The organism is Streptomyces sp. NPDC004539, from assembly GCF_040610055.1.
Classification (GTDB): domain Bacteria; phylum Actinomycetota; class Actinomycetes; order Streptomycetales; family Streptomycetaceae; genus Streptomyces.
In genome coordinates this window covers 347,893-368,810 of the sequence record NZ_JBEXLS010000004.1, presented here as the reverse complement: position 1 = coordinate 368,810, position 20,918 = coordinate 347,893, and the positions used below count along the sequence as shown (strand labels likewise).

The window sequence follows — 20,918 nt, the reverse complement described above, 5'->3', positions numbered from 1 at the left end:
TGGACAGAGAGCCTGCGTTATCGGCTGAACCGCCGGAGGCCCTCGCAGGGAAACGTGAGACGGCCCGGCGCCGTCGTAAGACGAGCAGGTGGATACGTGACGAATCTGATGCCCTCCGCCGCCGGCGAGCCCTCCATCGGCGGTGGCCTCGGCGACCATGTCTACAACCGACTGCTCAACGAGCGGATCATCTTCCTCGGCCAGCCCGTGGACGACGACATCGCGAACCGGATCACCGCGCAGCTGCTGCTGCTGGCCGCGGCGGACCCCTCCAAGGACATCAACCTCTACATCAACAGCCCCGGCGGCTCGATCACCGCGGGCATGGCGATCTACGACACGATGCAGTTCATCAAGAACGACGTGGTGACGATCGCGATGGGCCTCGCCGCGTCCATGGGCCAGTTCCTGCTCAGCGCGGGCACCCCCGGCAAGCGCTTCGCGCTCCCCAACGCCGAGATCCTGATCCACCAGCCGTCCGCCGGCCTCGCCGGTTCGGCCTCGGACATCAAGATCCACGCCGAGCGCCTCCTGCACACCAAGAAGCGCATGGCGGAGCTGACCTCGCTGCACACCGGCCAGTCGGTCGAGCAGATCACCCGTGACTCGGACCGCGACCGCTGGTTCGACGCCCACGAGGCCAAGGACTACGGCCTCATCGACGACGTCATCGCCACGGCCGCCGGCATGCCGGGCGGCGGCGGCACCGGAGTGTAGCCCGCCGGGGGTCTCGCGGGGTTCGGGGCGCCGGGGCCGGCCGAGCAGGAGGGCCGGCCCGAACACCCCGGGCCGCTGCGGGGCGGCCCCAAGGACCGGGTCCCGAAAGGGACTTGAGCCCGAGGGCCGGTCCGTGCGGGCCGTACCCCGTGGCCGGGACCGGAACCCGAAGGGCCGCAGCCGAGGGGCTCGCGACCCGGAGGGGACCGGCCCGGACGGTCCGGGACCCCCTGGGGGAACGCCCCCAGCGGCCCGGAGCCCCGCGAGAGCCCTCGCGAGCCCCGCGGGAGTCCGAAAGCCCCCACAGAGCCCCCAGGGGCCCTGGAGGGCCGCAGGACCCCGCGAGGGCCCGCGAGCCCGCCGGACCCGTACGAGACCCGTACGCCCCGGCCCGGCCCCCGACGACGCTCCGACGCTCCTCCTCGCCCCATCAGCCACCGCCCAGCACAGCCTTCTCAGGAGACACCGTGAACAGCTTTCCCGGCAGCGGACTGTACGACCGGACCCAGGCGGAGTACGCCCAGGCCGAGTACACCGGCCCGAAGGCCGAGTCCCGCTACGTGATCCCCCGCTTCGTCGAGCGCACCTCCCAGGGCATCCGCGAGTACGACCCGTACGCGAAGCTCTTCGAGGAGCGGGTCATCTTCCTCGGCGTGCAGATCGACGACGCCTCCGCCAACGACGTCATGGCGCAGCTCCTGTGCCTGGAGTCGATGGACCCCGACCGGGACATCTCGGTCTACATCAACAGCCCCGGCGGCTCCTTCACCGCGCTGACCGCGATCTACGACACGATGCAGTTCGTGAAGCCGGACATCCAGACGGTCTGCATGGGCCAGGCGGCCTCCGCCGCCGCGATCCTGCTCGCCGCCGGCACCCCCGGCAAGCGCATGGCCCTGCCGAACGCCCGCGTCCTGATCCACCAGCCCTACAGCGAGACCGGCCGGGGCCAGGTCTCCGACCTGGAGATCGCGGCCAACGAGATCCTCCGGATGCGCGCGCAGCTGGAGGACATGCTGGCCAAGCACTCGACCACGCCGATCGAGAAGATCCGCGAGGACATCGAGCGCGACAAGATCCTGACCGCCGAGGACGCCCTCGCGTACGGCCTCGTCGACCAGATCATCTCCACCCGCAAGATGAACAACGCGTCCATTCGTTGACGGGCGGGCGAATCCGTCTGCCGCCCCTTGGCACGGTTTGACACGGTCCACGTCAAAGTGAACCGTGCCAAGGGGGACCCGAACGGGGGGTCAGGCAAGGTACCGTCGACATAAGGCAGCACCAGGAGCCGCTGGACTCGTAAGCGTCCAGGCGACTCCCATGGCGAAGGGGAAGCACACCGTGGCACGCATCGGTGACGGCGGCGATCTGCTCAAGTGCTCGTTCTGCGGCAAGAGCCAGAAGCAGGTCAAGAAGCTCATCGCAGGGCCTGGTGTGTACATCTGCGACGAGTGCATCGATCTCTGCAACGAGATCATCGAGGAGGAGCTCGCCGAGACGAGCGAGGTGCGCTGGGAGGAACTCCCGAAGCCCCGCGAGATCTACGAGTTCCTGGAGGGGTACGTCGTCGGCCAGGAGGCCGCGAAGAAGGCCCTCTCCGTAGCGGTGTACAACCACTACAAGCGCGTCCAGGCCGGTGAGAACGGCGGCGGCCAGGGCCGCGAGGACGCCATCGAGCTCGCGAAGTCCAACATCCTCCTGCTCGGCCCCACCGGCTCGGGCAAGACCCTCCTCGCCCAGACCCTCGCGCGCATGCTGAACGTCCCGTTCGCGATCGCCGACGCGACGGCGCTGACCGAGGCCGGGTACGTCGGCGAGGACGTCGAGAACATCCTGCTGAAGCTGATCCAGGCGGCGGACTACGACGTCAAGAAGGCCGAGACCGGGATCATCTACATCGACGAGATCGACAAGGTCGCCCGCAAGAGCGAGAACCCGTCGATCACGCGCGACGTGAGCGGTGAGGGCGTCCAGCAGGCCCTGCTGAAGATCCTGGAGGGGACGACCGCCTCGGTGCCCCCGCAGGGCGGCCGCAAACACCCGCACCAGGAGTTCATCCAGATCGACACGACGAACGTCCTGTTCATCGTGGGCGGCGCCTTCGCGGGCCTGGAGAAGATCATCGAGTCCCGGGCCGGCGCCAAGGGCATCGGCTTCGGCGCGACGATCCGCTCCAAGCGCGAACTCCAGTCGAAGGACCAGTTCGAGGAGGTCATGCCGGAGGACCTCGTCAAGTTCGGCATGATCCCCGAGTTCATCGGCCGCCTCCCCGTCATCACCTCCGTGCACAACCTCGACCGCGAGGCGCTCCTCCAGATCCTCATCGAGCCGCGCAACGCGCTGGTCAAGCAGTACCAGCGCCTCTTCGAACTCGACGGCGTGGAGCTGGACTTCGAGCGCGAGGCCCTCGAAGCCATCGCCGACCAGGCGATCCTGCGCCAGACCGGCGCCCGCGGCCTGCGCGCCATCATGGAGGAGGTCCTCCAGGGCGTGATGTACGAGGTCCCGTCCCGCAAGGACGTCGCCCGTGTCGTCATCACCGCCGACGTGGTCCTCTCCAACGTCAACCCGACGCTGATCCCCAGGGATTCACGCGGCGGACGCGGTCCGGGCGAGCAGAAGTCCGCGTGAGGCGCTGACAGTTACAACGACGAGGGCCCCGGTCGCATCGACCGGGGCCCTCGTCGTCGTCCCGCGCGGCCTCACACCTTGACGCGGACTTCCTTGCGCAGCTTGGCCGTGATGTCGACGGCCGTCGCCTTGTCGACGCTCTTCGTGTTGTCGCCGGGGGAGACCATCGCGACGGTGCTGTAGTCGGCCCAGACGCAGAACCAGTCCGAGGAGACCTTCTTCGTGAGGGAGTTGACGCTGGACGCGGCCTGGCACTTGGCGGCGGCGCCGTCGATGTCGACCTTCTCCGGCTGCCCTTCGAGGGTCGTCTTCGAGGCGCCCGAGGCCGAACCGCCGGACTCGATCTTCTTGTTGTTCGCCTCGATCTGCGCGGAGATCGCGACGAAGTACTTGTCGAGGGTCGCCTCGGGGTCGGCTATCTCGCCGTAACCGCCCAGCAGCGTCACGCCCTTGGCGGTCAGCAGCTCGGCCTGGCTGGGCAGGTCCGCCGGGTCGGGGTTCTGCGGGTCGTAGTCGCCGAAGTCGGCCGTCGACCACTGCCCCACGACCGCCTTGCCGCCCTTCACCCCGCTGGTCTGGAGGTACTTGACGGTGTCCGCGTCGGACGTCTCGCCGCCCTTGCCGACCCGCTTGTAGTCGGTGACGACCGTCGAGGGGGTGTCCAGCCGGTGCGCGCCGTCGTTCTCGATCCCGCCGCCACTGCCGCTGCCGCTGGTCATGACGAACGCGCCCACCGCGACGGCGACGACGACCGCCGCGATCCCGACGATCAGCCCCGCCCGCTTCTTCTTCCCGGCCGGCGGCTGCGGCGGCGCCCCGTAGGGGGCCTGCGCGTACGGACCCTGCGGCGGCTGCCCGTAAGGGGGTTGCCCGTAGGGGGCCTGCGGGGCCGGCGGGACCTGGCCCATCGGCTGCGTCGGCTGGTTGTAGGGGTTGGCCTGCGGCGGCGGACCCTGAGGCGCGCCCTGGGGGGACTGCTGGGGATACCCGTAGCCGGGCTGCGGCGCCTGCGGCTGGCCGTACGGACCCGGCTGACCGTAGGGGCCCGGCTGACCGTACGGACCGGACTGCTGCGGCGGACCGCCGTACGGACCCGGCTGGTTGTTGCTCATCCTGGGTTCCCCTCCGATGTTTTATGTGCTCCTGACATCCTGGCCCAGCCACAGGGAACCCACTGCATCGGGGTGCGGGCCGTTACAGAACAATCGCGTTTCTGGACGGCCCTGTGACACCCCTAAACTGGGCGCGTGACCGAGAACGCTCAGCAGCACCCAGCGCCCACCACCGACCTGCCGACCCAGTACGCGCCGGCCGAGGTAGAGGGGCCGCTGTACGAGCGCTGGGTGGAGCGGGGTTACTTCGAGGCGCACGCGGACAGCGACAAGCCGCCGTACACGATCGTCATCCCCCCGCCGAACGTCACCGGTTCGCTGCACCTGGGCCACGCCTTCCAGCACACGCTGATGGACGCGCTGACCCGCCGCAAGCGCATGCAGGGCTTCGAGTCCCTGTGGCTGCCCGGCATGGACCACGCCGGCATCGCGACCCAGAACAAGGTCGAGCAGCAGCTCGCCGAGGAGGGCAAGTCCCGCCACGACCTGGGCCGCGAGGAGTTCACCGCGCGCGTCTGGCAGTGGAAGGACGAGTACGGCGGCAAGATCCTCGGCCAGATGCGCCGCCTCGGCGACGGCGTCGACTGGTCCCGCGAGCGCTTCACGATGGACGAGGGCCTCTCCCGCGCCGTCCAGACCATCTTCAAGCGCCTCTACGACGACGAGCTGATCTACCGCGCCGAGCGCATCATCAACTGGTGCCCGCGCTGTCTGACGGCCATCTCCGACATCGAGGTCGAGTACCAGGAGGACGCCGGCGAGCTGGTCTCCATCCGGTACGGCGAGGGCGAGGACAGCCTCGTCGTCGCGACGACCCGCGCGGAGACGATGCTCGGGGACACGGCCGTCGCCGTCCACCCCGACGACGAGCGGTACAAGCACCTCGTCGGCAAGCACATCAAGCTCCCGCTGACCGACCGCACGATCCCCGTCGTCGCCGACACCCACGTCGACCCCGAGTTCGGCACCGGCGCCGTCAAGGTGACCCCGGCGCACGACCCGAACGACTTCGAGATCGGCCGCCGGCACGACCTGCCGAACCTGACGATCATGGACGAGCGCGGGATCATCACCGTCCACGGCCCGTTCCTCGGCCTCGACCGCTTCGAGGCGCGCTCGGCCGTCGTCGGCGCGCTCAAGGAGCAGGGCCGGATCGTCGCCGAGAAGCGCCCGTACATGCACTCCGTGGGCCACTGCTCGCGCTGCAAGACGACCGTCGAGCCGCGCCTGTCGATGCAGTGGTGGGTCAAGGTCGCCCCCCTCGCGAAGGCCGCCGGGGACGCCGTCCGGGACGGGCGGGTCGCGATCCACCCCGAGGACATGTCGAAGCGGTACTTCGACTGGGTCGACAACATGCACGACTGGTGCATCTCGCGCCAGCTCTGGTGGGGCCACCGCATCCCGATCTGGTACGGCCCCGACGGCGAGGTCGTCTGCGTCGGCCCCGACGAGGAGCCGCCGGCCGGCGAGGGCTGGACGCAGGACGCGGACGTCCTCGACACCTGGTTCTCCTCGGGCCTGTGGCCCTTCTCCACCCTCGGCTGGCCGGAGAAGACCCCGGACCTGGAGAAGTTCTACGCCACGGACGTCCTCCTCACCGGCCACGACATCATCTTCTTCTGGGTCGCCCGGATGATGATGTTCGGCCTGTACGCGATGGACGGCGAGGCCCCCTTCCGGACCATCGCGCTGACCGGCCTCGTCCGGGACGAGTTCGGCAAGAAGATGTCCAAGTCGAACCCCAACGCCGTCGACCCCTTGGTCTGGATGGACAAGTACGGCTCCGACGCCGTCCGTTTCACCCTCGCCAAGGGCGCCAACCCCGGCGCGGACGTGCCGATCGGCGAGGACTGGGTCCAGGCGTCCCGCAACTTCACCAACAAGGTGTGGAACGCGACGCGGTTCGCCCTCATGAACGGCGCGACCGTCGAGGGCGACCTCCCGCCGGCCGACCGGCTCTCCGCGACGGACCGCTGGATTCTCTCCCGCCTCAACAAGACGGTCGCCGAAGTCGACGCGCTCTACGACGACTTCCAGTTCGCCAAGCTCAGCGAGGCCCTCTACCACTTCGCGTGGGACGAGGTCTTCGACTGGTACGTCGAGCTGTCCAAGCCGACGTTCTTCGCGGGCGGCGACCAGGCCAAGGTCTCGGCGCGCGTCCTGGGCGAGGTCCTCGACGTCATGCTGCGCATCCTGCACCCGGTGATCCCGTTCGTCACGGACACCCTCTGGACGACGCTGACCGGCGGGGAAACCCTGGTGACGGCTTCCTGGCCCGCCGACTCGGGCTTCCGCGACGACGCCGCCGAGGAGGAGATCGCCCTCGTCCAGCAGGTCGTCACCGAAGTCCGCCGCTTCCGCAAGGACCAGGGCCTCAAGGACGGCCAGAAGGTCCCGGCCCGCCTGGACCTGACCGGCACGGCCCTCTCCGCCCACGAGGCGTCCATCCGCCAGCTCCTGCGCCTCCAGCCCGAGACGGACGACTTCGCGGCCACGGCGACCCTCCCGGTGGCCGGCGCGACCGTCGCCCTCGACCTCTCCGGCACGATCGACGTCGAAGCCGAGCGCAAGCGCCTCACGAAGGACCTCGTCGCCGCCGAGAAGGAGAAGTCCGAGGCCGAGAAGAAGCTCGGCAACGAGGCGTTCGTGGGCAAGGCCCCCGAGAACGTCGTCGCCAAGATCAAGGGCCGCCTGACGAAGGCGGAGGCGGACATCGCGAGGATCACGGCCCAGCTGGAGAACCTGCCGCAGGCGTGAGACGGACGACCGAGAGGCCCCCGGAACCGATGAGGGTTCCGGGGGCCTCTCGCGTGCGGACGCTCAGATCCCGCCGTCCAGCTCGTACGGGGACACCCACCAGCCGTTGCGGCAGATACGCCCCTCGGGGTCGTGGTCGCCCTCGCGGTACTCGCCGGACCCCTTCGTCTCGCCGTTCGGGCCGCGGTAGTACGACGTGTAGTAGTAGCGGCAGCCCGCGGCGGCGGAGGCGGAGGCCAGCGGAGCGATCGCCACGGTGAGGGCCGTGGCGACGAAGGACGCGGCCAGCAGTGCGGGGACGAATCTACGCATGACTGTTCCTTTCTCGAAAAGAAGAACGAACCGGACTCCGGTGAGGATGGCGGACCCCGCCCCCGCCACGCCCGGGGACGCGCCCGGCGTTCACCGCACTGGGCGATACGCCCCGGAGCCACCCGATGTCGGCGGCGCTCCGTAGACTGGCCCGCGTGACAGAAAGCGACCCGTTCGACGAGATCATCGCCGCCGAGACCGACCGTGACCCCGACCTCGCGGTCATCGAGGCGGGCAGCCGGACGCTGCGTACCCAGGGCGGGCAGCCGGAGGGTGATGACGTACCGAGCCGTCCCGCCGACCCCGAGGTGGACGCCGCGCTGCGCACCGTCGAGTCGGAGCTGGCGACCCGCTGGGGCGAGACGAAGCTGGAACCCTCGGTCAAGCGGATCGCGGCGCTGATGGACGTCCTGGGCGAACCCCAGAACGCGTACCCGTCGATCCACATCACCGGCACCAACGGCAAGACGTCCACGGCCCGCATGATCGAGACGCTGCTCGGCGCCTTCGAACTGCGGACGGGCCGGTACACCTCCCCGCACGTCCAGTCGATCACCGAACGCATCAGCCTGGACGGCGCCCCCATGTCGGCGGAGCGCTTCGTCGAGACGTACGAGGACATCAAGCCGTACGTCGAGATGGTCGACGCGAAGGAGGAGTTCCGCCTCTCCTTCTTCGAGGTGCTCACGGGCATGGCGTACGCCGCGTTCGCGGACGCCCCGGTGGACGTCGCGGTCGTCGAGGTCGGCATGGGCGGCACCTGGGACGCGACGAACGTGATCACCGCGGACGTAGCGGTGATCACCCCCATCTCCCTGGACCACACGGACCGCCTCGGCTCGACCCCCGCGGAGATCGCGGTGGAGAAGGGCGGAGTCGTCAAGCAGGACGCGACGGTCATCCTCTCCCAGCAGCCGGTCGACGCCGCACAGGTCCTGCTGAAGCGCGCGGTCGAGGTCGACGCGACGGTCGCGCGCGAGGGCCTGGAGTTCGGCGTCGTCGAACGGCAGGTCGCGGTCGGCGGCCAGCTCATGACGCTGCGCGGGCTCGGCGGCGAGTACCCCGAGGTCTTCCTCCCGCTGCACGGCGCCCACCAGGCGCACAACGCCGCGGTGGCCCTGGCCGCCGTGGAGGCGTTCTTCGGCGTCGGCGCCGCCCGCGCGGAACCCCTCGACCTCGACGTCGTCCGCAAGGCGTTCGCCAAGGTCACCTCCCCGGGCCGGCTGGAGATCGTCCGCCGCTCCCCGACGGTCGTCCTGGACGCCGCGCACAACCCGGCGGGCGCGCGCGTCACCGCCGACGCGATCAGCGAGGTGTTCGACTTCAGCCGGCTGATCGGGGTCGTCGGCGCGAGCGGCGACAAGGACGTCCGGGGTCTGCTGGAGGCGTTCGAGCCGATCTTCGCGGAGATCGTCGTCACGCAGAACTCGACGCCGCGCGCGATGGACGCGGACGAACTCGCGGCGATCGCCGTCGAGGTGTTCGGCGAGGACCGCGTCCAGGTCGAACCCCGTCTCCCCGACGCCCTGGAGGCCGCGATCACGCTGGCCGAGGAGGACGGCGAGTTCTCCGGCGCCGGCGTCCTCGTCACCGGTTCCGTCATCACCGTGGGCGAGGCCCGCGTGCTCCTGGGAGGGCGCTGAGGATGCGCACGCTCTGTTCGTCGACGCTGATCGGCGAGTTCTTCCTGATCGGTTTCGCGGGTCTGGTCGCGATGAAGGACCCGGACCTGTCGATGGGCACGGTCTGGACGGTCTGCGGGACGCTGATGTTCCTCAGCGTCCTGCTGTGCGGCGTCGTCACCCGCCCCGGCGGGATCGCCCTCGGCTGGGCCCTCCAGATCGCCCTGGTCCTCTCCGGCTTCTTCGTCCCGCTGATGTTCTTCATGGGCGCGGTCTTCGCGGCGCTGTGGTGGGCGTCGGTCCACTACGGCCGCAAGGTCGAGGAGGCGCGCGCGAGGTTCGCCGCGCAGACGGCCTCCACTACACCTGACGCTGCGTGACGGCGGTAGCGACACGCCCTGTAACCTCGTGACACCGCACATCAGCAGCGAAGGAGCCCCTCAGTGAGCCAGCGCACCCTCGTCCTCCTCAAGCCCGACGCCGTCCGTCGTGGCCTGACCGGCGAGATCATCAGCCGTATCGAGCGCAAGGCCGACTGGCGGATCACCGCGCTGGAGCTGCGCACGCTGGACGGCGACACGCTGGAGCAGCACTACGGCGAGCACAAGGGCAAGGCTTTCTACGAGCCGCTGGTCGCGTTCATGGCGTCCGGTCCCGTCGTCGCGCTGATCGTCGAGGGCGAGCGGGTCATCGAGGGTGTGCGGCAGCTCGCCGGGCCGACGGACCCGATCGCCGCCGCGCCGGGGTCGATCCGGGGCGACTTCGGGGTCATCGTCCGGGAGAACCTGATCCACGCCTCGGACTCGGAGGAGTCGGCGGAGCGCGAGGTCAAGCTGTTCTTCCCGGGCCGCGACTGACCGTCGTCCAGGGCCGTCCATGAACTCTTAGGGAGTTTTCGTGGACTTTTCTGACTGATCGTCAGATCGTCTGTTTGTCAGTCCGGGGACGGCCGTACATTTTCGGCCGTCCTTCGGCATATGCGGTGCCGATCGGGGGAACGCGTGCCCCCGATGGACCGTCTCCACAAGCGAGGCGGGTCGGCACGTGCTGACAATGGCGAAGACCCTCGCGCGGTGTCCGTGATGGCGCGTCTACGATGTAAGCCTTCACCTCACCGCACCCACTTCGCCGTCCTGAAAAGCCGTCAAACGCTTGTGGGAAGGCCAGTCGAATCCTGATGGGGAACTCAATGTCGTTCATCGGCCGTGACATGGCTGTCGACCTCGGGACCGCCAACACGCTGGTGTACGTCAGGGGTCGCGGGATCGTCCTCAACGAGCCGTCCGTGGTCGCGATCAACACCAACACCGGTGGCATCCTCGCGGTCGGCTCCGAGGCGAAGAAGATGATCGGCCGCACGCCCGGCAACATCGTCGCCGTGCGCCCGCTCAAGGACGGCGTCATCGCCGACTTCGAGATCACCGAGCGGATGCTGCGCTACTTCATCCTGAAGATCCACAAGCGCCGCTATCTCGCCCGGCCCCGCGTCGTCGTGTGCGTGCCCAGCGGTATCACCGGAGTCGAGCGCCGCGCCGTCATCGAGGCGTCGACCCAGGCGGGCGCCCGCCAGGTGCACATCATCGAGGAGCCCATGGCCGCCGCCATCGGCTCCGGCCTCCCGGTCCACGAGGCGACCGGCAACATGGTCGTCGACATCGGCGGCGGCACCACCGAGGTCGCGGTCATCTCCCTCGGCGGCATCGTCACCGCCCAGTCCATCCGCGTCGCCGGCGACGAGCTGGACAACGCGATCATCCAGCACATCAAGAAGGAGTACTCCCTCCTCCTCGGTGAGCGCACCGCCGAACAGATCAAGATCACGATCGGTTCCGCGTACGACCTCGACGACGACGAGCACACCGAGATCCGCGGCCGGGACCTCGTCTCCGGACTGCCCAAGACGGTCGTCATCTCGGCCGCCGAGGTCCGCAAGGCGATCGAGGAGCCGGTCAACGCGATCGTCGACGCCGTGAAGACCACGCTCGACAAGTGCCCGCCCGAGCTGTCCGGCGACATCATGGACCGCGGCATCGTCCTCACCGGCGGCGGCGCCCTGCTGCGCGGCCTCGACGAGCGGCTGCGCCGGGAGACCGGCATGCCGATCCACATCGCCGAGGACCCGCTGGACAGCGTCGCGCTCGGCTCCGGCAAGTGCGTCGAGGAGTTCGAGGCCCTCCAGCAGGTCCTGGACGCCGCGCCGCGCAGATGACGTAACACTTCGATTCCGCCGTACGAGACGATCTCCTCTCGTGCGGCGGATCGTTGATATAGAGGCATAAGCTTCCCCAATTCCCGCAACTCCCGCAATTCCTATGAGGAAGGCACGGCCGCCGCACGTGAGGGACACACGAGAGAGCCGGCTGCTCCTGGTACTGCTGGTCGCCGTCTCGTTCGCGCTGATCACGGTCGACATCAGGGGAGGTGAGGACTCTCCGGTCGACGGCGCCCGGCAGGCCGCCGCGACGGTCTTCGGACCCATCGAGAACGGCGTCGCCTCGGCCGTCGACCCCGTCGGCAACGCGGTCTCCGCCGTACGCGACTCCGGCAAGCGCCACGACCGGCTCGCGGCCCTCGAAAAAGAGAACGCGGCCCTCAAGGCGAAACTCGGCAGCGACGACCGCAACCGCAGCCGCCTCACCCAGCTCGACCGGATGCTGAAGATCGCCGGCGAGGGCCAGTACGGCATCAAGGGCGCCCAGGTCATCGCCATAGGAGCGGCCCAGGGCTTCTCCTGGACGATCACCATCGACGTCGGCGCGAGCGACGGCATCCAGCGCGACATGACGGTCCTCAACGGCGACGGCCTCGTCGGCAGGGTCACCACGGTCGGCCCCAACTCCTCGACCGTGCTGCTCGCCAGCGACCCCGACTTCACCGTCGGCACCCGCATGGAGGCCAGCGACGAACTCGGCTTCGCGTCGGGACAGGGCGACCGCCCGCTGCGCGTCGAACTCCTCAACGGCAAGGCCGAGGTGAAGAAGGGCGACCGCCTGGTGACCTTCGGCTCCCAGGCCGACAAGCCGTTCGTACCGGGCGTGCCGGTGGGCATCGTGTCCCGTGTGGACCCCTCCGGCGGCGATCTGACCCGGACCCTGTACGTCACGCCGTACGTCAGCTTCACGAAGCTCGACATCGTCGGGGTCGTCGTCGAGGCCCCCAAGAAGGACCCGCGCGACACGGTCCTCCCGCAGAAGCCGAAGCCCGTCCCCACCCCGACCGTCACGGTGACGGTCACGCCGGGCGCCACGGCACCGGACCAGGGCCGCCAGAACGACCAGCAGCAAGAGCAGTAGGAGCTGAAACCCCCCATGCGCGTCAACCGCATTCTGCTCTCCACGACCCTCGTCGTCGTGGCCCTGGTCGTCCAGGTCAGCGTGCTGGCCCGGCTCCACCTCCCCGGCGCGGTCCCCGACCTGCTGCTCCTGACGGTCCTCGGCCTCGCCATGGTCTACGGCCACACCAGCGGCGCCCTCATCGGCTTCGGCGCGGGCCTCCTCGCGGACCTCGCCCCGCCGGCCGACCACGCGGCGGGCCGGTACGCCCTCGTCCTCAGCGTCATCGGGTACGCCGCCGGGCTGATCAAACCCGAGACCGGCCGCCTCAAGTCCGCGACCGCCCCGATGCTGGTGGTCGTCGCCTCGGCGATCGGCTCGACCCTGCTGTACGCGATGGTCGGCGCCCTCGTCGGCGACACGGCCGCCCGGCACGTCGGCCTCGGCGGGCTCCTGTTCAGCGCCGCCCTGTACGACCTGCTCCTCGCCCCCTTCGTCGTCCCCGCCGTGATGTTCCTCGCCCGGCGCGCCGACAACGACCCGCTCGCGGAGGCCGGTTCGGCCGCCAAGGCGCGGGACGTGTCGGCCGGGTGGCTGTCCTCGGGGACGGGGCTGCGGATCGGCGGGCAGCGGGGGAGCGGGCTGAAGATGAAGGCCGCGAAGCGGTCGGCCGCCCGGACGGGGCGGATCAAAGGGGTGAAGCGGCTGTGACGTCGGGGGAGTTTTCACCCGTGGGGGTGAACGGCGGCGGAACGCGGGCGGGTGGCCCGGCCGTTCATGAGACGTACAGGCATTCGATTCACGGAGCGGCGGTTCAGCGCATGGGGAGGGGGAGGCAGTGACGAACATCCCGGAGACCGGGCGGACACCGAGGGTCCAGACACGGCTCGTGGTCATCCAGATCCTGGTCCTCTCGCTGCTCGCGACGCTCGGCGGACGCCTGTGGTACCTCCAGATCCGGGAGGGCGACGAGTACGCGAAGGAAGCGTCCGGCAACCACGTCCAGCAGGTCGTCGAACCGGCGGTGCGCGGCTCGATCCTGGACGCCCGGGGCGTCCCCCTCGCGGACAACGAGACCCGCCTGGTGGTCTCCGCGTCGCGCACGGAACTGCTGAAGCAGAAGGACGACGGCAAGGCGGTCCTCGCCAAACTCGCGGGCGTGCTCGGCATGACCCCCGAGGAGGTCCAGCAGAAGGTCCGCCTCTGCGACGCCCAGACCCCCCAGCCCTGCTGGAACGGCTCGCCGTACCAGCCCATCCCGATCACCGACGAGGCCACGCCCAAGCAGGCCCTCCAGATCCGCGAGCGCGCCGAGGACTTCCCCGGGATCACCGCCGAGCCCGAGGCGGTCCGCCGCTACCCCGGCCCCGGCAAGTCCAACACCGCGCAGGTCCTCGGCTACCTCTCCCCGGTCACGGACGACGAGATCCAGCAGGCCAAGGGCAGCGACTCGCCCTACCTGCGCTCCGACCAGGTCGGCCGCTCGGGACTTGAGCGCGAGTACGACAAGGAGCTGCGCGGCAAGGCGGGCGTCACGCGCTACGAGGTCGACAACCTCGGCCGCGTCATCGGCCAGGCCGAGGCGACCCCGGCCCAGCCCGGCGCCAACCTCGTCACCAGCATCGACGCCCGGGTGCAGCGCGTCGCGGAGTACGAGCTGAACGACGCGATGAAGGAAGCCCGCAAGCAGTGGGACCGCAACACCAATGAGAAGTACAAGGCGGACTCCGGCGCCGTCGTCGTGATGGAGGCCAAGACCGGCCGCATCGTCGCGATGGCCTCTAACCCGACGTACGACCCGAACGCGTGGGTCGGCGGGATCTCCGCCAAGGACTACAAGGCGCTCACCGGCAAGGACTCCAACTACCCGCTGCTCAACCGGGCCATACAGGGTCAGTCGGCACCGGGCTCCACCTTCAAGGTGATCTCCACGGCGGCGGCGGTGGAGGCGGGCTACGACTTCAACGGCCGCTATCCGTGCACGAGTTCGTACTCGGTCGGCGGGCAGGTCTTCAAGAACTTCGAGTCGGAGAACTTCGGCCCGATCAGCCTCGGCCGCGCCCTCGAAGTCTCCTGCGACACCGTCTTCTACGGCCTCGCGCACAGCGAATGGCAGAAGGACGGCGGCATCAAGCCGAAGAAGAACCCCGGCGACTACTTCTTCAAGGCCGCCCACCAGTTCGGCCTCGGCAAGGAGACCGGCATCGACCTGCCGAACGAGGTCACCGGCCGCGTCCCCGACCGCCAGTGGAAGCAGAGCTACTGGAAGGCCAATAAGGACGCCTGGTGCAAGCAGGGCAAGAAGGGCGGCACGTACGTCGAGCAGATCGCGTACGAGAACTGCCTCGAAGGCAACCAGATGCGCGCCGGTGACGAGATCAACTACTCCATTGGCCAGGGCGACACCCTCGTCACCCCGATCCAGATGGCGACGATCTACGCGGCGATCTCCAACGGCGGCACGCTGTGGAACCCGACCGTCGGCAAGGCCGTCATCAGCCCCGACGGCAAGACGACCACGGAGATCAAGCCCGAGTCCCACGGCAAGCTCCCCATAAGCAAGACCACGCTCTCCCAGATGGACGAGGCCCTCGCCGGCGTCGCCACCGAAGGCACCGCCGCCTGGCGTTTCGCCCAGGTCGGCTGGCCCCAGGCGAAGATCCCGATGCACGCGAAGACGGGTACCGCCGAGGTCTACGGCAAGCAGACGACGTCCTGGTTCGCGACCTACACCAAGGACTACGCGATCGTCATGACGATCGCCCAGGGCGGCACCGGCTCCGGCGCCTCCGGCCCCGCCGTCCGCAACATCTACGACGCCCTCTACGGCGTCGCGGACGACGGCACCATCACCCCCAAGAACGCCCTCCTCCCCACCCCCCAGAAAACCCTCCCCAAGGTCCAGACGGACGGCACGATCACGTCCCCGAAGATCGCGAAGGACCCGGCGAAGGACCAGCGGGCGAACCAGACGGAGAAGCCGAAGCAGGAGGACGGCACCCTGCCGCCGGGAACGGCCCCGACGAACACGGGCGGCAACCAGGACACACGCCGTCGCCGGAAGAACGGGCGTAAGGACAGCGGACCTCAGGGGCGCGGGGAACTGCGCGACCAGCCACATCGAACCCGCACCCGCCAATCCACAACACGAGGCACTCACGGCCTGCGATCCCTCCTCCGCCGCCCCCGAAGGGAAGCCAAATGACCGGCAACACCTTCTCGGTCTCGGGCTACGGCCCAGAACGCGCAGGCTGGACCCGCCTCTTCGCGAGGGACTCGCTCGCAAGGCGCCTCGACTGGCCGATACTGCTCTCCGCCCTCGCCCTCTCCTTCATCGGCTCCCTCCTCGTCTTCTCCGCGACGCGAAACCGCACGGAGATCAACCAGGGCGACCAGTACTACTTCCTCCTCCGCCACCTCATGAACACCGGCATCGGCTTCGCCCTGATGCTCGGCACGGTCTGGCTCGGCCACCGCACCCTGCGCAACGCCGTCCCGATCCTCTACGGCCTCTCGGTCTTCGGCATCCTCCTCGTCCTCACCCCCCTCGGCTCCACGGTCAACGGCGCCCACTCCTGGATCGTCCTGGGCGGCGGCTTCTCCCTCCAGCCCTCGGAGTTCGTGAAGATCACGATCATCCTCGGCATGGCGATGCTGCTCGCGGCCCGCGTGGACGCCGGCGACAAGCCGTACCCCGACCAGCGCACGGTCCTCCAGGCCCTCGGCCTCGCCTCCGTCCCGATGCTGGTCGTCATGCTGATGCCGGACCTCGGCTCGGTCATGGTGATGGTGATGATCGTGCTCGGCGTCCTCCTCGCCTCCGGCGCCTCCAACCGCTGGGTCTTCGGCCTTCTCGGCGCGGGCGGCGCCGGCGCGCTCGCCGTCTGGCAGCTGGGCATTCTCGACGAGTACCAGATCGCGCGGTTCGCGGCGTTCGCCAACCCCGACCTGGACCCGGCGGGCGTCGGCTACAACACCAACCAGGCGCGGATCGCGATCGGCTCGGGCGGCCTCACCGGCTCGGGCCTCTTCCACGGCTCGCAGACGACGGGCCAGTTCGTCCCGGAGCAGCAGACGGACTTCGTCTTCACCGTGGCCGGCGAGGAGCTGGGCTTCGTGGGCGCTGGCCTGATCATCCTGCTGCTCGGGGTGGTGCTCTGGCGCGCCTGCAAGATCGCCCGCGAGACGACCGAGCTGTACGGGACGATCGTGGCCGCCGGGATCGTCGCCTGGTTCGCCTTCCAGGCGTTCGAGAACATCGGGATGACCCTCGGCATCATGCCGGTCACCGGTCTGCCGCTGCCGTTCGTGTCGTACGGAGGGTCGTCGATGTTCGCGGTGTGGGTGGCGGTGGGGCTGTTGCAGTCCATCAAGGTGCAGAGACCCATGTCCGCGTGAGCCTCCGGCGGTCCGGCGGGCGGTTTATCCGGGCATTCGTCGTGAATTCACCCTTCGTTTCCCTCTGCCGCTTTGCCCCGACTGCCACTAGATTCAATTCATGGCGGAGACGAAACGGGAGATCGAACGCAAGTACGAATCCGATGAGAGCGGGCTGCCGGACCTGACGGGCGTGGCCGGGATCGAGACGGTGCTCGACAAGGGCGTGGCGGAGCTGGACGCCACGTACTACGACACCTCGGACGGGCGGCTGGCGTCCGCCTCGATCACCCTGCGGCGCCGGACCGGCGGGTCGGACGCGGGGTGGCACCTCAAGTTCCCGGTGGGACCGGGGGTGCGGGACGAGGTCCGGGCACCCCTCTCGCCGACCCTGCCACGCAGCCTCGCCGGGCTGGTCAGATCCCGGGTGCGGGACGCCGAACTCGTCCCCGTGGTGCGGTTGCGCTCCGCGCGGGACGTCCGGGAGCTGGTCGACGGCGAGGGGCGGCTGCTCGCCGAGGTCAGTGTGGACGAGGTGCGGGCCGAGCGGCTCAGCGGGGGCGCCGGCTCCGTCCAGTGGTCCGAGATCGAGGTGGAACTCGCCGACGGGGGTGACCCCGTACTCCTCGACAAGGTCGAGAAACGCCTCCTCAAGGCGGGCGTGCGCCGGTCGGCGTCGGAGTCGAAACTGGCGCGTGCGCTGGCGGAGACGGCCCCGAAGAAGGGGAAGGCCAAGACCTCGGGGAAGCCCGGCAAGCAGGGGAAGCAGGGCAAGTCCAAGAAGCCTGCCGCCGACACCCCCGACCTCGCCGCCCCCGTACCGCCCACCACCCCGGTACCCCCCGGCACCGCCGCCCACCACGTCCTCGCCTACCTCCGTGCCCAGCGTGACGCGATCGTCGCGCTCGATCCCGCGGTCCGGCAGGACGAGTTCGACTCGGTGCACCGGATGCGCGTCGCCACCCGCCGCACGCGCAGCGCGTTCCGCTCCTTCGGCAAGGTCCTCGACCGCACCGTCACCGACCCGGTCGGCGAGGAGCTGAAGTGGCTCGCGGGCGAACTCGGCGTGGACCGCGACCAGGAGGTCCTCACCGAGCGGATCACGGCGGCCCTGGACAAGCTCCCGAGGCAGCTGCTCGTCGGCCCCGTCCGCACCCGCGTCCGCACCTGGACGCACGCCCGCCGGGGCGGATCGAGAAGGCGGCTCGTCGCCGTGCTCGACGGGAAGCGCTACCTCGCGCTGCTGGACACGCTCGACGCGCTGGTCGCGCAGCCGCCCCTGCTGGAGGCGGCGGCCGGGGCACCGGAGAAGGTGATCGCGAAGGCCGTCCGCAAGGACTTCGCGAAGGTCGCGGAGCTGATCGAGGAGGCGCTCGCGCAGCCGTCGTCCGGGCCCGAGCGGGACTTCGCGCTGCACGAGGCGCGCAAGAAGGCCAAGCGCACCCGGTACTCCGCTGAGGCCGCCGAACCCGCCCTCGGCGAACCGGCCACCGCCCTGGTCAAGGCCGCCAAGTCCCTCCAGAACCTCCTCGGCGACCACCAGGACAGCGTCATGGCCCGCGAGGCCCTCCGCGAGATCGCCGTCCAGGCCCACGCGGCGGGCGAGAGCGGCTTCACGTACGGGCTGCTGTACGGCCGTGAGGAGCGCAGGTCGGCCGACGACGAGGCGGAGCTGCCGGCGCTGTGGGCGGAGGTGAAGGGCGGGGCGGGGATCTGAGTGGCCGGAGGCGGGCCGAGCGGACACGGGTGGCCGAGCAGATGGGGGGAGCCTCTCGACCGGCAGCTATACGGGACAGGGGGGAGCCTCCTCGCTCGGCGGCCCAGTGCACGAAGGAGTCCTCATCTGGCAGCCGACCAGGCAGGGGAGCTTCCTGCGCTCCGTCTCGCCGCCGAGCGGACAGGGGCATCACCCGGCCGCGTCGGATTCGTCTGTTTCCTCAAGGGGCCGTGGTGATGTCTTGACCGGGGGTGCTGTGTCTGTGGTCGACGCTCGTCATCTGTGTCGTCGCACAGAGGTTCCTGGATCGAATGCGTGACCTTGTCGTGAGTGTGTCGTTGATCGGATGACAGGGCCATGTGGGAAGGGGGGCGCGGGGTGAGCCGGAAGCTGCCGGTCGGTGAAGGCCGGACCGCTCGGACCGCGTGTGCGCGTGGGGTGTTGCGTGGTGGGGTGGACGAGGAGACGGGTGAGCTTCTGGCGGCGTCTGTGGTGGCTCAGCGGGTGGAGTGGTGTGCCGGTCTGGTGTCCGGGATGGCTGCCGGTCTGCTGGCGGAGCACTGGAACACAGTCGATGTGGGGGCCTTGGCGTCCGGGGAGGATGCCGGGGGCCGGAGGCTGCCGTCGAACGCGTGGATGGCCTTGCGCCGCCTGGGCTGGATCACCTCCATGCCTGAGGGCGTGCGGGTCAATGACCGGATCGTGCGGATGGCGCAGGAGCAGGCCGGACGTGCGCTGAGGTCGGCGGCATGGCGTACCGAGCTGACCACCGGAATCCTCACCACCTGGCCCGACGACCCCGCCCGGCGCACCGCCAACGAGTGGGACGCGGTGCGGGAGGCGATACCCGGCGGCCGGTCCTTGCCCTCCAGCGTGATCACCTCCCGCACCCGCCAGATCACCGCGTTCACGGCAAAGAACGGGCGGCTCCCTGCCGACGTGTTCGCACTGGAACCCCCGCCCCGGGCGGCGCGGATGTTGCTGCTGTCGGCGTGCGACGGACAGCAGGCCACCGTCGAACGCGCCCACCACCCTGGCCGCGCCCTGCTGCGCCTGCAACTCCCCACCCGCCCCGACCCCGTCTCGTACCGGGACTGGACGTGGGTCGCCTGCCCGATCAGCCTGCCGCCGACGGTCCCGGCCGGTGCAGTCCTGCACCTGCCCACCCTCCGCGTCCACCAGGGCCGGGTACGCACTGACCTCGCCTACACCCACGCCGTGCCGAAGACCACCCGCACCGGACACACCATCGCCCTCGGCGTCGACTGGGGCTTGAACACACTTCTGTCCGCCGGGGCGGTGCGCCTGCACGACGACGGGCGGATCACCGAACTCGGCACGGGGGCGCAGTTCCGGGCCGCCGGAGTCCTCGCCAAACAGCACCGGCTGCGGCGCCTGTCCGAGCACCTGCACGCCAAGGCTGATCAGTACCAGCGCCTCACCTGCGGTGACAAACAGCATGCGCTGGCCGTCCGGCACACTGTCCTGACCGACGAGATCCGGCATGTCTGCGCACGCCGCACCCATCTCAATGACGCCCTGGCGTGGGCGGCGGCCCGCTGGACGGTCGACCAGGCGATCGCTGCTGGGGCGAGCGTCATCTACGTCGAGGACCTGCGGTCGATGGAAGCCCGGGGGATGGGCCGGACCATGAACACCCGCCTCTCCCAGCAGATACGCGGCCGGATCACCGACCGCATGCGGCATCTGGCCGCCGAGACGGGGATCGCCGTCGTCACCGTCCCCGCCCGCAACACCTCCAAGCACTGCCCGCGCTGCCTGGCACCGCTGCGGCACCGCAAAGCCCCCGACCGGCCCACCGATCCGGGGTGGAAATGGGCCATCTGCCCTCACTCTGACTGCGGCTGGCAGGGTGACCGTGATCACGGAGCCTGGCGGCGCATCGCCGCACGGGGCCTCACCCACCAGACCGGAACCGTCACTGACCGCACCAGCGTCGCGATGGTCATCCGTACGGTGGTCGACAAGCTCGAAACCCTGGCCGTGGTCACCCCCACGCCCCCTGAAACCAGCCGGAAGGACCGGTCGAAGACCGGACTCACCCGGCACCGCACCACACGCCCCGCGCCCAGGCGACGCAGGGCACCCTCCCCCACCAAACCCACGGGACCGGCGGGCAAGCGTCCGGAGGGGCACGCACCAACGGACCGGCACCGACTGCCACGTGCAGCCCACCGGAACCAGGGCGTGACGACAGTCAGCACACCCACCACCGGCCGGCACCGGCCACGAGGAGCCGCACTGGGCGCGGGATTCCACCTCCACGCCCACGCCTCTCCACCCCGGTGGGAAACGATCCAACCGGTCCCGTACCTCACGGATCGCACACGATCGCTAAGCTGACCAGAGACGTTAGATGGTCACCCCCGTCATCACC

16 protein-coding genes are annotated in these 20,918 nt (G+C 69.7%); 14 read left to right on the top strand and 2 right to left on the bottom strand.

The genetic code is table 11. The features are described from left to right. Nucleotides 1-96 precede the first annotated feature (96 nt). The 3 genes from ABZX85_RS11095 (at nt 97) to clpX (ending at nt 3,351) form a co-directional block, all read left to right on the top strand. Nucleotides 97-717, top strand: a complete 621-nt coding sequence (locus ABZX85_RS11095) for an ATP-dependent Clp protease proteolytic subunit (RefSeq protein ID WP_355864983.1) — start codon at nt 97-99, stop codon at nt 715-717. Nucleotides 718-1,184: 467 nt separating this feature from the next. Beyond that, entirely contained in the window at nt 1,185-1,880 is a 696-nt protein-coding gene (locus tag ABZX85_RS11090; RefSeq protein WP_355864980.1) for an ATP-dependent Clp protease proteolytic subunit, read from the top strand. Between the two features lie 181 nt (nt 1,881-2,061). After that, nucleotides 2,062-3,351, top strand: a complete 1,290-nt coding sequence (clpX, locus tag ABZX85_RS11085) for an ATP-dependent Clp protease ATP-binding subunit ClpX (RefSeq protein ID WP_187749676.1) — start codon at nt 2,062-2,064, stop codon at nt 3,349-3,351. 71 nt (nt 3,352-3,422) lie between these two features. Here the strand turns inward: clpX and ABZX85_RS11080 are convergent, their stop codons facing one another. Further along, complete coding sequence (locus tag ABZX85_RS11080; protein WP_355864977.1) at nt 3,423-4,463, bottom strand: hypothetical protein; 1,041 nt, start codon at nt 4,461-4,463, stop codon at nt 3,423-3,425. 135 nt (nt 4,464-4,598) lie between these two features. Here ABZX85_RS11080 and ABZX85_RS11075 point away from each other — a divergent pair, with 135 nt between their 5' ends. Continuing rightward, entirely contained in the window at nt 4,599-7,220 is a 2,622-nt protein-coding gene (locus ABZX85_RS11075; RefSeq protein WP_355864974.1) for a valine--tRNA ligase, read from the top strand. A gap of 63 nt (nt 7,221-7,283) precedes the next feature. Here the strand turns inward: ABZX85_RS11075 and ABZX85_RS11070 are convergent, their stop codons facing one another. Next, the gene (locus tag ABZX85_RS11070) at nt 7,284-7,532 is read right to left on the bottom strand and encodes a hypothetical protein (protein WP_355864971.1); all 249 of its coding nucleotides are present in this window, start codon (nt 7,530-7,532) and stop codon (nt 7,284-7,286) included. A gap of 155 nt (nt 7,533-7,687) precedes the next feature. Here ABZX85_RS11070 and ABZX85_RS11065 point away from each other — a divergent pair, with 155 nt between their 5' ends. From ABZX85_RS11065 to ABZX85_RS11020, 10 genes are all read left to right on the top strand, one after another. Continuing rightward, on the top strand, nt 7,688-9,175 hold the full coding sequence (locus ABZX85_RS11065) for a folylpolyglutamate synthase/dihydrofolate synthase family protein (protein ID WP_355864969.1): 1,488 nt from the start codon (nt 7,688-7,690) through the stop codon (nt 9,173-9,175). A gap of 2 nt (nt 9,176-9,177) precedes the next feature. Further along, a complete protein-coding gene (locus tag ABZX85_RS11060; protein ID WP_355864966.1) occupies nt 9,178-9,534 on the top strand; it encodes a DUF4233 domain-containing protein in 357 nt (118 codons plus the stop codon). A 63-nt stretch (nt 9,535-9,597) separates the two neighbouring features. Continuing rightward, nucleotides 9,598-10,011 carry a nucleoside-diphosphate kinase gene (gene ndk / locus ABZX85_RS11055; RefSeq protein ID WP_355864963.1) on the top strand — a complete coding sequence of 138 codons (414 nt, stop codon included), beginning with the start codon at nt 9,598-9,600 and terminating at the stop codon, nt 10,009-10,011. A 332-nt stretch (nt 10,012-10,343) separates the two neighbouring features. Continuing rightward, nucleotides 10,344-11,363, top strand: a complete 1,020-nt coding sequence (locus ABZX85_RS11050; RefSeq protein WP_010355320.1) for a rod shape-determining protein — start codon at nt 10,344-10,346, stop codon at nt 11,361-11,363. A gap of 127 nt (nt 11,364-11,490) precedes the next feature. After that, complete coding sequence (mreC, locus tag ABZX85_RS11045; RefSeq protein WP_355864960.1) at nt 11,491-12,447, top strand: rod shape-determining protein MreC; 957 nt, start codon at nt 11,491-11,493, stop codon at nt 12,445-12,447. A gap of 15 nt (nt 12,448-12,462) precedes the next feature. Continuing rightward, nucleotides 12,463-13,137 carry a rod shape-determining protein MreD gene (mreD, locus tag ABZX85_RS11040; protein ID WP_355864957.1) on the top strand — a complete coding sequence of 225 codons (675 nt, stop codon included), beginning with the start codon at nt 12,463-12,465 and terminating at the stop codon, nt 13,135-13,137. Nucleotides 13,138-13,264: 127 nt separating this feature from the next. Then, complete coding sequence (mrdA, locus tag ABZX85_RS11035) at nt 13,265-15,631, top strand: penicillin-binding protein 2 (RefSeq protein ID WP_355864954.1); 2,367 nt, start codon at nt 13,265-13,267, stop codon at nt 15,629-15,631. Then, on the top strand, nt 15,628-16,824 hold the full coding sequence (gene rodA / locus ABZX85_RS11030) for a rod shape-determining protein RodA (protein ID WP_355864951.1): 1,197 nt from the start codon (nt 15,628-15,630) through the stop codon (nt 16,822-16,824). Before mrdA ends, rodA begins: the two co-directional genes overlap by 4 nt. Nucleotides 16,825-16,924: 100 nt before the next feature. Then, nucleotides 16,925-18,520 (top strand): CYTH and CHAD domain-containing protein, encoded by a 1,596-nt coding sequence (locus ABZX85_RS11025; RefSeq protein WP_355864949.1) that lies wholly within the window; start codon nt 16,925-16,927, stop codon nt 18,518-18,520. A gap of 453 nt (nt 18,521-18,973) precedes the next feature. Then, nucleotides 18,974-20,884 (top strand): zinc ribbon domain-containing protein, encoded by a 1,911-nt coding sequence (locus ABZX85_RS11020; protein ID WP_355864946.1) that lies wholly within the window; start codon nt 18,974-18,976, stop codon nt 20,882-20,884. The last annotated feature ends 34 nt before the right edge of the window (nt 20,885-20,918 follow it).